Source organism: Bordetella flabilis, from assembly GCF_001676725.1.
GTDB lineage: Bacteria > Pseudomonadota > Gammaproteobacteria > Burkholderiales > Burkholderiaceae_B > Bordetella_C > Bordetella_C flabilis.
Genome location: NZ_CP016172.1, coordinates 1119669 through 1132499, shown reverse-complemented (window position 1 = coordinate 1132499; position 12831 = coordinate 1119669). Strand labels below are relative to the sequence as shown.

The window sequence follows — 12831 nt, the reverse complement described above, 5'->3', positions numbered from 1 at the left end:
TGTATCAGACGGTATCGCAGGGGTGGATACAAAGGTGAAACACTGTGTCAACACCAAGCTTCGACCGTGATGTGGGGAATCGCCCCATCCGCGCCGACCACCCCGCCGGCGAGAGCCCGCGCGATGGCGACGCCTTCACGGCGTTGAAGGCGCAGATCGACCTGCTCACCGACATCCATGCCAGCGCCGCCGTCGACTGGAACGCGGTCGTCAACCTGTCGGTCCAGATCCTGGGCCACGAAGGCAAGGACCTCGCCGCCGGCACCTGGCTGGTGGCCGGCCTGCTCGAAACCGCGCGCCTGCCGGGACTGGCCGACGGCATTCATGTGCTGCGCGAGCTGGTCGACACCTATTGGGAAGATATGTCGCCGCCGGCCGCCCGGCTGCGGGGCCGGCGCAACCAGATGCAATGGCTGCTCGATCACCTGAGCGACCGCCTGCAAGCCAACCGCGACGGCTATCCCGCGCTGCCGGCCGCCACGCACGCGGCCATGCTGGAGGACTGGGAAGCCCTGGACAGCGCATGGCAGGGTCACGATGACGAGGCGCCCGCCTTCTATGGCCTGCGCTCGACGCTGCGCGCCCTGCCGGTGGAGGCTCCGCCGACTGCCGCGGCCGAGTCCGCCCAGGGAGATGCAGCCCCGCCTTCCGGCGCGGCGCCTTCCAGCGCGGCGCCCGCCGGCAATACCGCGCAGGCTGCCGCCGGTGGCGCCATGGTTGCCGCGGCTCCGCGCCCGGCCGTAACCGTGGCGCCGGCCGCGGGCGCCGATCCCGAAGCGGCGGCCGATGCCGCCCTGGCCGGCCTGCGCCCGTTGATCGACTGGTATCTGCAGACCCAGCCCACCTTGCCCCTGCTGTTCCGGCTGAACCGGGTGTGCGCCTGGGCCACGCTGGATCGCCTGCCCCCGGTGCAGGGCGGCACGACGCTGCTGATGCCCCCGCCCTTGCAGATTGCCGGCGGCTTCCAGCAGATCGCCCAGACCGGCGAGCCGCAGGCCGTGGTGCAGTTCGCCGAATCCCACCTCATCGCGCATCGCTACTGGCTGGACCTGAACCGCGCCAGCCACGCCGCGCTGACCCGCATGGGGGCCACCGAGGCCGCCGCCACCGTCGCGTTCGAAACCGGCCGCCTGGCCGCGCGCCTGCCGGGCATGGCCGAACTGAAATTCAGCGACGGCCAGCCTTTCGCCGACAACGAAACCCGCGCCTGGCTGGAAAGCCTGGCGGGCAGCGATTCCGGTCCGGTCGGCAACGCCAGGGAAGGCGACGACCTGGCGGCCCTGTCCTCCGCGGCGGAAGCCGACGCCGTGGCCGGCAAGCTGGACGAAGCGCTGGAGCGGCTGCAACAGGCATCGCGCCGCGCAGAGGGCCTGCGCGCGCGCTTCCGCCTGCGGCTGGCGCAGTGCGCGCTGCTGCACCGCTTCGACGGCCGCGCCGATATCCGGCCCTTGCTCACCCCCTTGATTGAAGAACTCGACGCCCACCGTCTGCCGCTATGGGAACCGGAACTCGCCCGGCAAACCCTGGCGCTGGCGGCGGCCGTCGAACTGCGATACGGCGCCGATGACGCCGGGCCCTCCAACACGCTGCTGGCCAGGCTGGCCAGCGTGGATTGCCGGGCCGCCTGGCAACTTTCGCAGTCAACCGCCGCTGCCTGACCCACCGGAACCTAGGAGAGAAACATGGCCAATGAAGGATCAGTAGCCCCCAAGGAACGCGTCAATATCGTCTACAAGCCGGCCACGGGCGATGCCCAGGAGCAGGTCGAGCTGCCGCTCAAGCAGCTCGTGCTGGGCGACTTCACGCTCCAGCAGTCGGACACCCCCCTGGACGAGCGCAAGCCCATCCAGGTCGACAAGGACAACTTCAACGACGTATTGAAGGCCCAGAACCTGAACCTGACGCTGTCGGTTCCCAACCGCCTGGCCGAAGGCGAGTCCGACGAAGCCATGGCCGTGTCGCTGAAGTTCGAGAACATCCGCGATTTCGAACCGGACGCCATCGTCGGCCAGGTGCCGGAACTGCGCCAGTTGATCGAATTGCGCGAGGCGCTCAAGGCCTTGAAGGGTCCCCTGGGCAACCTGCCCGAATTCCGCAAGAAATTGCAGATGCTGATCCAGGACGAAGGCGCCCGCGAACGGCTGCTGGGCGAACTGGGCGTACAGGCGGCCGACGATGCGTCGGACAAAAAGGAGTAAACGATGAGCCAGGAATCCCCGCAGCAACAGGGAGCCGCGCAGGGCGCGGCGCAGGAAGGCGGTTCGCTGATCGATCAACTGATCGAATCGACGCGGGTCAAGCCGGGCGATGAAGCCTATTCGATCACGCGGCAGGGCCTGGAAGCCTTCGTCGCCGAACTGCTGGAGCCGAGCCGCTCGCAACAGAAGGTCAGCCAGGGCCTGATCGACGAGATGATCGCCGGCCTGGACCGCAAGCTGTGCCGGCAGGTCGACGCGATCATGCACAACGAGCAGTTCCAGAAACTGGAATCGTCGTGGCGCTCGCTGAAGTTCCTGATCGACCGCACGGATTTCCGCGAAAACAACCGCATCGAGATCCTGAACGTCTCCAAGGAAGCGCTGCTGGAGGACTTCGAGGACGCCTCGGACATCACCCGCTCGGGCCTGTACAAGGCGGTCTACACCGCGGAATACGGCCAGTTCGGCGGCGAGCCGTTCGGCACCATCGTGGGCAATTATTCGTTCAACCCCGGCGGGCAGGACATCAAGCTGCTGCAATCGATCGCCAGCGTGGCCGCCATGGCGCACACGCCGTTCATCGCCGCCGCCGGCCCGCAGTTCTTCGGCATGGATTCGTTTTCCGACCTGCCGAACCTGAAGGACCTGTCCGCCGTCTTCGAAGGGCCGCAGTACACCAAGTGGAACGCTTTCCGCCAGACGGAAGACGCGCGCTTCGTGGGCCTGACGTTGCCGAACTTCCTGCTGCGCGTGCCCTACGGCGACGATACCGTGCCGAGCAAGAAGTTCCGCTACAACGAGGACGTGACGGGCGGGAACAAGGAATTCCTGTGGGGCAACGCCGCCTTCGCCTTCGCCAGCCGGCTGGCCGACAGCTTCGCGCAGTACCGCTGGTGCGCCAACATCATCGGCCCGCAGGGCGGCGGCACGGTGGGCGACCTGCCCATCTACAACTACGAGGCCATGGGCGAAACGCAGACGAAGATCCCCACCGAGGTGCTGATCTCCGAACGCCGCGAATTCGAACTGGCCGAGCAGGGTTTCATCGCCCTGACGATGCGCAAGAACACCGACAACGCCGCGTTCTTTTCGGCCAACTCGGTGCAGAAGCCCAAGTTCTTCGGCAACAACAAGGAAGGCAAGGACGCGGAGCTGAACTACAAGCTCGGCACCCAGCTGCCCTACATCTTCATCGTCAGCCGCCTGGCCCACTACATCAAGGTGATCCAGCGCGAAAACATCGGGACCTGGAAGGAACGCACCGACCTGGAATCCGAGCTGAACAACTGGATCCGCCAGTACGTGGCGGATATGGACAACCCGGCGCCGGGCGTGCGTAGCCGCCGTCCGCTGCGCCAGGCGGAAATTACCGTTTCGGATGTGGAAGGCGACCCGGGATGGTATCGCGTCGGCCTGAAAGTTCGCCCGCACTTCAAGTACATGGGCGCTTCTTTCACGCTTTCGTTGGTGGGCAAGCTCGAAAAGAGCTGACCCGATGACTCACCGGGACTGGCGTGCCGGCTGCCACCGGCACGCCGCCGGTTTCACGTGCAATTGCATCTAGCGTCAACAACTGCAAGGAGAAATTTACCATGGCCATGCCGTGCTACCTGACCCTCGAAGGTCAAAACCAAGGCAAGATCGAAGGTTCCTGCGAAATCACCGGCCACACCGGCAAGATCCTCATCCAGGCGGTCGATCACACGATCGAGATCCCCAAGAACCCGCAAAGCGGCCTGCCGTCCGGCAAGCGCCAGCACCTGGGCCTGACCCTGGTCAAGGAAATCGACAAGTCCTCGCCCAAGATCTACCAGGCGCTGTGCTCCGGCGAACAGATGAAGACCGTCACGCTGGAGTTCTACCGCATCAGCCCCAAGGGCACCGAGGAAAAGTACTACACGATCCAGCTGGAAAACGCCGTCATCGTAGGGACCCGCCTGTGGGTGCCCAACTGCCTGCAACCCGACAACCGTCAACTGGGCCACATGGAAGATGTCGCCATGACCTACGAGAAGATCGTCTGGACGTGGGTGCCGGATGGCATCGAAGCCGAGGATTCCTGGCTCGCGCCGAAGTCCTGATAGCCCCCGGGCCGCTCCAGGCCGCGGCGGCGGTCCCATGCCGGGACTGCCCCGCGGCCGCCGGAGCCCCCTTACATCCTGCGGGCGGGCGCACGCGCCCGCCTCATCGAAGCCATGCGAGAACACCGTCTGCTTGAACGCATCGCCAGTCTGGGATCGGACGTCGAGCGCTCGCATATCACGCGTGCCGAGATCCTGGTCGACTCGATACTGGAACACCTGCGGCGCATCCTGAACACGCGCCAGGGCAGCGTCCCGATCGATCCGTCGTTCGGCGTGCCGGATTTCACCAACCTGGCCGGGTCATTCAGCAGCGGCACCACCGGCCAGATGATCGAGGATATGAGCCGCATGATCCAGCGCTACGAGCCGCGCCTGCGGCAGCCGCAGATCACTTTTACGGCGGTGCAGGACGAAGTACTGTCGCTGGCGTTCGCGATCAGCGGTTTCATCGCGGTGGACGATCGCGAAATACCCGTGCGGCTGACGTCGCACGTGGCGTCCAACGGCAAGGTTTCGCTCCGGAGGCAATAAGGGCATGTTGAACCGCTATTACGAACAGGAACTGGGCTATCTGCGCACGCTCGCGGCCGAATTCGCCGCCAGCAACCCCGCGCTTGCGCCGCTCCTGGGCGCCGATAGCGCCAGCGATCCCGACGTCGAGCGCCTGCTGGAAGGCGTGGCCTTCATGACGGGGCTGATCCGCCACCGCCTGGACGACGATTTCCCCGAGTTCATCCAGAACCTGGCGCAACTGCTGTTTCCGCACATGCTGCGGCCGCTGCCCTGCATGACCATCATGCGCTACGAGCCGCGCTCGACGCTGGAGGACTCGGTCACCATACCGGCCGGCACCGAGTTCGCGTCCGTCCCGGTGGACGGCCAGCGCACGATCTTCCGCGCCTCCTTTCCGGTCACGCTGGAGCCGGTCGAACTGAAGTCCGTGCAGTGGGAAGGCGGCGGCACGAAGCCGCGTTCGCTGCGCCTGCAATTCAACATGGTCGGCCCCACGGCGGCCGATTGGAAAAGCGACCGGCTGCGCGTGTTCCTGGGCGATGCGCCCGCGGACGCCGCGCGCCTGTACCTGCTGCTGCAGCGCTATGTCAGCGAAGTGCGCATCAGCGCCGAGGGCGGCCCCATCACGGTGCTGCCGCCCGCCAGCATCGAGCCCGCGGGCCTGCGGCCCGACCTCGAGCTGCTGCCCTGGCCAGCCGGCGCGCATCCCGCCTGGCGCGTGCTGCACGAATACTTCGCCCTGCCGGAAAAACTGCTGTTCCTGGACCTGACCGGCCTGTCTTCCTGGACCGCGCGCGGCAAGGCCACCGGCTTTTCCATCCAGATCATGTTCGACCAGGTGCCCGGCTGGGCGCCGTCCGTGGGCGCGTCCAGCTTCATCCTGAACGCGACGCCGGCGGCCAACCTGTTCGCCCAGGATGCGCATCCGATCCGCGTGGATCACCTGCAGCCGGACTACCGCATCCATCCGGTGTCGCGCGGCAACAAGCCGATCGAACGCATTTTCTCGGTGGACGGCGTGCGCGCCCGTGCCGCCGACGGCACCGAACGCGACTACCATCCGTTCTCGGCTTTCCGCGGCGGCGACGATGCCTCGTACAACATCAGCATCCGCGCCTCGGCCCTGCATCGCGGCTACGACCACTACCTGAGCCTGCCCTACGCCGAGGGCGGCACGCCGCAGCCGCAGACGCTGTCCACGCGGCTGACCTGCACGCATGGCGACCTGCCGGAAGGCCTGCGCCTGGGCGACATCTGCGAGCCGACCGACAACTCGCCGCCGCGCGTGGGCTTTCGCAACATCCATGGCGTGACGCCGCACTGCCCGCCCATGGTGGACAGCGCCCTGCTGTGGCGCGTGCTGTCGCACCTGAACGCCAACCATCTTGCGCTGGCCTCCGAGGGGCAGTTGCGCGACCTGCTGTCGCTGTACATCCCGCCGCGCCAGGTGGACGCGCAGCGCAACGCCGCGGCGCGGCGCAGCATCGAATCCATTACGCGCGTCACGGTGGACCCGGCGCGGCGCATCGTGCGCGGCATGCCGGTGCAAGGCAGCGAAGTGCGCATCGAATGCCGGGGCGACCATTTCCCCGGGCCGGGCAGCCTGTTCCTGTTCGGCACCGTGCTGGACGAATTCCTGGCCGGCACCACCGCCCTCAACACCTTCAGTGCGCTGACGCTGGTGGATACCGTCAACGGAGAGACCTTGACATGGCCCGCGAAGATCGGCCGTTTCCGCCTCCTGTAGCGGATCCGTCCACGGATCCGCTGCTGGCCGAAGGCCACCGCTACGCCTTCTTCCAGGCGCTGCGGCTGCTGCGCCTGCGCAACGCGGACGAGGACGTCTTCCACCGCGAGGTGCGCGTGCGCCCGGCCGTGTCGCTGTCCTTCCCCGACCGCGACATCGAAACCATCGAGCGCGACGCCGCGGGCAAGTACCGCATCACCGCGAACTTCTTCGGGCTGTACGGTGTCACGTCGCCGCTGCCGACCTTCTATACCGAAGACCTGATCGACGAACAGTTACAGGGCAACTCGACGGCACGGGACTTCCTGGACATCCTGCATGCGGCGCTCTATCCGCTGCTGTTTCGCGCCTGGGAAAAGAACCGCCTGTGGCTGGCCGTCGCCGAGCGCCGCGACCAGACGCGGCTGGACCAGCTGTTTTCCCTGGTCGGGCTGGGCGGCAACCGCGGCACGCGCTGGCAGGCCGCGCGGGCCCTGCTGCCGCACGCCGGCAACTTCAACCAGTTCCCGCGCTCGGCCCTGGGCCTGCAGTCGCTGGTGTCCGGCCTGCTGGACAACCTGCCGGTGGAGGTCGAACCCTGCGTCACCGAAACCGTCTTCATTCCCCGGCCGGCACGCTGCGTACTGGGCGAGCAGGCCTGCCGCCTGGGCGAGGACGCCCTGCTGGGCAGCCTCATCGATGAACGCGCGGGCGGCCTGCTGGTGCATGTCGGTCCCATTCCGGCGGCGCGGCTGGCGGAGATGCTGCCCGGCACGGCCCGGCACGCGGAGCTGGTCGACGCCATCGCGCTGTACCTGAAGACGCCCCTGCGCTGCGCGCTGGCCTTGCATGTGCGTCCCGAGCAGCGGCCCGGCGCCCGCCTGGGCGAAGGGTGGCACCAGCTCGGCCTGAACACCTGGCTGCCGGAATCCACGCCAGGCGATACCGGCGCGCCGTGGCCGCGCTACGACGAAGTATTCCTGCCGATCGAAACCGATTCATCACGGATAACCGAAGGGGCTTTGCAATGATGCTGGTGGAACTCAAACCGTTGTTCGCGCGCCTGAACCCGGCGTGTTCGGCCGCGCTGGAAGGCGCCGCCGGCCTGACGCTGGCACGCAACCATTACGAGATCGCGGTGGAGCACATGCTGCGCCGGCTGGTCGAAGAGCCCGGCGGCGACGTGCAGCGCATCCTGGCCCACTTCGATGTCGATCCGCTGCGCCTGGGCGCCCAGCTGGACGAAAGCCTGGCCCAGCTGAAGAACGGCAATCCCGGCCGCCCGGTGTTCTCCAGCCTGCTCACCGAGTGGGTGCAGGAATCCTGGCTGACCGCGTCCATCACGCTGGGCGAAAGCCGCGTGCGCAGCGGCGCGATGCTGCTGGCCCTGGTATCGCGCCTGAGCTACTACGGCGCGGGCACTCGCTACGCCGAGACCCTGCGCGCCGTCTCGCGCGAAAAGCTCGGAGCCGAATTCGATGCCATCGTGGACGGCTCGAACGAGGCCAGCACGCAGATCGCCGACGGCGCCGGCGCGGGCGGCGCGGCGGGCAAGGCCTCCGCCGCGGGCGAAGCCGCCATCGGGCGCTTTTGCGAGGACTTCACCGCCAAGGCGGCGGCCGGCAAGGTGGACCCCGTATTCGGCCGCGACAGCGAGATCCGCCAGATGATCGACATCCTGGCGCGCCGGCGCAAGAACAACCCGATCTGCGTCGGCGAACCGGGCGTGGGCAAGACGGCCGTGGTCGAAGGCCTGGCGCTGCGCATCGTCAATGGCGATGTGCCGGACTTCCTGCGCGACACGCGCCTGCTGGGACTGGACATGGGCCTGCTGGAAGCGGGCGCCAGCGTCAAGGGCGAATTCGAGAACCGCCTGCGCGGCGTCATCGACGAGATCAAGGGCGCGGCGCGGCCGACTATCCTGTTCATCGACGAAGCCCACATGCTGATCGGCGCCGGCGGGCAGAGCGGCGGTTCCGACGCCGCCAACCTGCTCAAGCCCGCGCTGGCGCGCGGCGAGCTGCGCACCATCGCCGCCACCACGTGGAGCGAATACAAGAAGTACTTCGAAAAAGACCCCGCCCTGGCGCGCCGCTTCCAGGTGGTGAAGCTGGACGAGCCCGATGTGCCCACGGCGGTGCAGATCCTGCGCGGGCTGAAGGACCGCTACGAGGCCGCGCATGGGGTCACCGTGCGCGATGACGCCATCGTCGCCGCGGCCGAGCTGTCCGACCGCTACATCATCGGCCGCCTGCTGCCGGACAAGGCCGTGGACCTGCTGGACACGGCGGCCGCGCGCGTGCGCATCGGCCTGGGCATCAAGCCGGCCGAGCTGGAAAACCTGGAAAGCCGCCTGGCCGGGCTGGAGCGGGAACGCGAGGCCCTGGAGCGCGACGTGCGCTTCGAGCCAGGCAGCCATAGCGAGCGGCTGGACGCCATCGTGTCCGAGCGCGCGGAGCTGGAAGCGCAGCGCGACGCGCTGCACGCCCGCTGGACCGCCGAAAAGGAAGCCGCGCTGGCCGTACTGGACCTGCGCAAGCAGTTGGCGCAGGCCGGCGTAGCCGCCAGCGCCAACCCCGCCGCAGCGGGCGGCGATGCGCAAGCCGGCACGTCTTCGTCCGGCGATGCGCAGGACCAGGCGGCCGGGTCCGATGAAGGCCGCGGCGCGGGCGCCGCATCCGCGCCCGCATCGGCCGACACGCAAGGCGCCGGCTCCGGCAACGGCGCCGCGACCGCCGCCCCTGCCGACACCGCCGAGCTGAACGCGCGCCTGGACGAAGCCCGCGCCCATCTGAAAACGCTGCAGGGCCGCGAGCCGCTGGTCTTCATCGAAACCGATCCCGACGCGGTCGCGCGGGTGGTGTCCGACTGGACCGGCGTGCCGCTGGGCAAGATGCAGCGCGACGCGGTCAGCGGCGTGCTGACGCTGGCCGAACACATCAAGGAACGCATCCGCGGGCAGGACCATGCCGTGGACCAGATCGTTGCCACGGTGAAGGCGGCCCAGTCCGGCCTGCGCGATCCGCAGCAGCCGATGGGCGTGTTCCTGCTGGTCGGCCCTTCGGGCGTGGGCAAGACGGAAACCGCGCTGGCCATCGCCGACCAGTTGTTCGGCGGCGACCAGGCCCTGGTGTCCGTCAATATGAGCGAGTTCCAGGAGAAGCACACCGTCAGCCGCCTGGTCGGCTCGCCCCCCGGCTACGTCGGCTACGGCGAAGGCGGCGTGCTGACCGAAGCGGTGCGCAAGCGCCCCTATTCGGTCGTCCTGCTGGACGAAGTGGAAAAGGCCCACCTGGACGTGGTCAACCTGTTCTACCAGGTCTTCGACAAGGGCACCCTGGCCGACGGCGAAGGCCGCGTGATCGATTTCAGCAATACGGTGGTGTTCCTGACCAGCAACCTGGCCACCGAAGAAATCACGCGGCTGGCGCAGGATGGCCGTCCCGATCCCGACACGCTGGCCCAGGCCATCCACCCGGTGCTGGCCAAGCACTTCAAGCCCGCCCTGCTGGCGCGCATGACGGTGGTCCCGTACTACACCCTGCCGCCCTCGGAGCTGGCCGGCATCGTCAACCTGAAGCTGGGCAAGCTGCAGCAGCGCCTGGCGGCCGCCAACCGCATCCAGCTGACCTTCGCGCCGACGGTGGCCGACACGATCGCAGCGCGCTGCACGGAAGTCGATAGCGGAGCGCGCAACATCGACTTCATCCTGCGCAAGAGCCTGACGCCGGTGCTGTCGGACGCGGTGCTGTCCGCCATGGCCGAAGGCCGCACGCTCAGCGCCCTGCATGTCGACACCGCCGCCGATGGCGGCTGGACGATCACGCCGACGGAGGCGGCCAACTGATGGCTAATCCCTACGACTACACCTTCGACTGCGCGTCGCTGGACGCGCTGCTGCCGGTTTCGACCGCGCCCGCCGCCCGTGTCATCGTGACGCACTGGCAGGGCACCGAGGGCGTGTCGAGGCTATACCAGTTCGCCATCACCTTCGCGGTAACGCAGGGCGATCTCGCGCTGGAGAAGCTGCTGGACCAGCCGGCCACGCTGACGGCGCGCGCGCCCGACGGCACGCTGCGGCAGTGGCACGGCATCGTGACGCAGGGCGCCGACCAGGGCCGCGACGACACGCATCACTACTACCAGGTGCTGCTGGAGCCGCGCATGGCGCGCCTGCGCGATATGCACTGGTCCGACATCTACCTGAATCGCGACCTGGCCGACCTGATCAAGCAGTTGCTGGCCTACGCCGGCATGACGGAACCGTACAGCAGCGACAGCGCGCCCTACGACTACCGCATCGCCGCCACGCAGCTGACGCAAACCCAGGCCGACTTCACCTGCCAGTTCGAGGAAAGCTGCCTGGATTTCCTGCTGCGGAAGCTGGAACACTACGGCGTCTACTTCTGGTTCGAACAGGGCGCGTCGCAGGAATCCGTGGTCTTCGCCAACGGCGTGGCGCAGCAACCCGCGCAAGCCGACACGGCGGTGTACTACCCCAAGGGCATGATCGATCCGGACGCCAGCCAGATCGCCATCATGCGGCTGAACCGCCGCGTCGGCCTGCCGCCCAAGCGCGTCGTGCTGCACGACACGCCGGAGCACTCGAACACGACCGTGGCCTTGTCCGGCCAGGCCAACCTGCCGCTGCCGCCGTCGACGCGCGCTGTCGGCGAATACCACAGCGCCGCGGACCACTTCGTGAAGGTCCAGGACAACAGCAGCGTGTCCGGCGACACGCTGGCCGCATGGCGGGCGCAGGAACTGGCGTGCAGGCGCCTGCGCGTGGAAGGCGAAGCACGCACGCCGGGTATCCGCCCGGCGCGCTTCCTGACCGTTTCCGAATACCTGAGCGGCGTGAACCCGCGCCAGTTCTACGTCATCGAAGTCACGCACGAAGGCACCCAGGCCGTCGAGACCGCGCCGCAGACCGATATCGACGCGTATCGCGCGGACTTCGTCGCCCTGCCGCGCTACCTGGATCCCGACGACACGACATCGGATCCCTTGCAGTTTCGTCCGCCGCGCGTCACGCCGGTGCCGCAGGTGGACCGGCTGGTCAACGGCTTCATCGACGTGGGCACGCCCGGAACGCCGCAGCTCTTCGCCCAGCCGGACGCCAACGGCGCCTACAAGGTGCGCTTCATGTTCGCCCGGCAACGATACGACGGCGACCAGAACTCGGCCTTCGTGCGCATGGCCACGCCCTACGCCGGCGGCGCGCCCATGGACCAGGTGTCCAATGCCGGCATGCATTTCCCCTTGCGTGAGGGCACCGAGGTACTGATCGCCTTCCTGAACGGCGATCCCGACCGCCCGGTGATCGTGTCCGCGCTGCCCAACACCGAGGCGCCCAGCGTCGTCAATGCCGGGAATTCCGCGCAGCATGTGATAGGCACGCCCGGCGGCAACACCATGGTGCTGGCCGATGCCCCGCCCGGAGGCAGCAAGGCCGCGCAGGCCATACGGCTCTACAGCCCGACGGAAAAATCATCGCTGAACCTGGGCAAGTCCGATGAGCCCGGCGTGGACGACGGCTTCCACATGAAGACCGACCTGCACGGCGAGCTGTATGCCGGCAGCAGCATGCTGATCGAAGTGCCCGGCCACTACCGCGTGGCCGCGGGCTCGGATAGCGACGACAAACTGGCGAACTTCCTCGGATCGGAAGCGCAGGACCTGCCCTCGGGCATCACCGCGGGCCAGAGCGGCGGCATCGTCATCGAGAACTTCCTGGGCATGAAGATCGAAAGCGTCGAGGCGATAACCGTGGGCCACTTCTTCGGCGCCAAGGCGGAGATGTGCGAAGCCGCGGTATTCGAATCGACGCTGGGCTTCAAGCTGGCGGTGGAAGGGGTGGCGGCCAAGGAAATCAACCTGCTGGAAAAGAGCATCGTCCGCGATGCGGCCAACTACACCAACGCGAACACCTCGTGGATCGCCCTCAAATGGAACGGCGTCGCCGCCGAGAAGTCCGACGAAGCCGGCCAGATGACCGCCACGGCGCTGGAAAGCTACAAGGTGTTCTCGCCCAGCGTCTGGATGGGCTCGGTACCGGCCTCCCTGCAGCTCCAACCCGCCGGCGTGATCCTGTCCGGCGCCACGACCACCATCGACGGCTCCGGCGAATGCACCGTAAGCAGCTCCATATCGACTTCGCTGTCGGGCAGCACCGCCGCCATCAGCCTGACGGCCGCGGGCGCCGAGATCGAGGGCAGCACGGTGACGGTGGAGGGCTCGGGCTCGGTGGCGGTGACCAGCCTGGGCGACATCACCGTCAGCGGAACCGTCGTCATGCTGGGATAAGGAC

9 protein-coding genes are annotated in these 12831 nt (G+C 67.7%); all 9 read left to right on the top strand.

The window, feature by feature from the left end; translation table 11 throughout:
* The first annotated feature begins 44 nt into the window (after window positions 1-44).
* The 9 genes from tssA (at window position 45) to BAU07_RS04915 (ending at window position 12827) form a co-directional block, all read left to right on the top strand.
* Window positions 45-1658 carry a type VI secretion system protein TssA gene (tssA, locus tag BAU07_RS04955; RefSeq protein ID WP_066654636.1) on the top strand — a complete coding sequence of 538 codons (1614 nt, stop codon included), beginning with the start codon at window positions 45-47 and terminating at the stop codon, window positions 1656-1658.
* Window positions 1659-1682: 24 nt separating this feature from the next.
* Window positions 1683-2198: a type VI secretion system contractile sheath small subunit gene (gene tssB, locus BAU07_RS04950; protein WP_066654634.1), complete on the top strand. Its 516-nt coding sequence runs from the start codon at window positions 1683-1685 to the stop codon at window positions 2196-2198.
* A 3-nt stretch (window positions 2199-2201) separates the two neighbouring features.
* Window positions 2202-3689, top strand: coding sequence for a type VI secretion system contractile sheath large subunit (gene tssC / locus BAU07_RS04945; protein ID WP_066654632.1), 1488 nt, complete (start codon window positions 2202-2204; stop codon window positions 3687-3689).
* 101 nt (window positions 3690-3790) lie between these two features.
* Window positions 3791-4279, top strand: coding sequence for an Hcp family type VI secretion system effector (locus tag BAU07_RS04940; protein ID WP_066654630.1), 489 nt, complete (start codon window positions 3791-3793; stop codon window positions 4277-4279).
* A gap of 114 nt (window positions 4280-4393) precedes the next feature.
* On the top strand, window positions 4394-4813 hold the full coding sequence (gene tssE / locus BAU07_RS04935) for a type VI secretion system baseplate subunit TssE (RefSeq protein WP_066654627.1): 420 nt from the start codon (window positions 4394-4396) through the stop codon (window positions 4811-4813).
* 4 nt (window positions 4814-4817) lie between these two features.
* Entirely contained in the window at window positions 4818-6542 is a 1725-nt protein-coding gene (tssF, locus tag BAU07_RS04930; RefSeq protein ID WP_066654624.1) for a type VI secretion system baseplate subunit TssF, read from the top strand.
* Window positions 6506-7552, top strand: a complete 1047-nt coding sequence (tssG, locus tag BAU07_RS04925; RefSeq protein ID WP_066654623.1) for a type VI secretion system baseplate subunit TssG — start codon at window positions 6506-6508, stop codon at window positions 7550-7552. The genes tssF and tssG overlap by 37 nt, the downstream gene beginning before the upstream one ends.
* A complete protein-coding gene (tssH, locus tag BAU07_RS04920) occupies window positions 7549-10368 on the top strand; it encodes a type VI secretion system ATPase TssH (RefSeq protein ID WP_066654622.1) in 2820 nt (939 codons plus the stop codon). The genes tssG and tssH overlap by 4 nt, the downstream gene beginning before the upstream one ends.
* Window positions 10368-12827, top strand: a complete 2460-nt coding sequence (locus tag BAU07_RS04915) for a type VI secretion system Vgr family protein (RefSeq protein ID WP_066654621.1) — start codon at window positions 10368-10370, stop codon at window positions 12825-12827. The genes tssH and BAU07_RS04915 overlap by 1 nt, the downstream gene beginning before the upstream one ends.
* The last annotated feature ends 4 nt before the right edge of the window (window positions 12828-12831 follow it).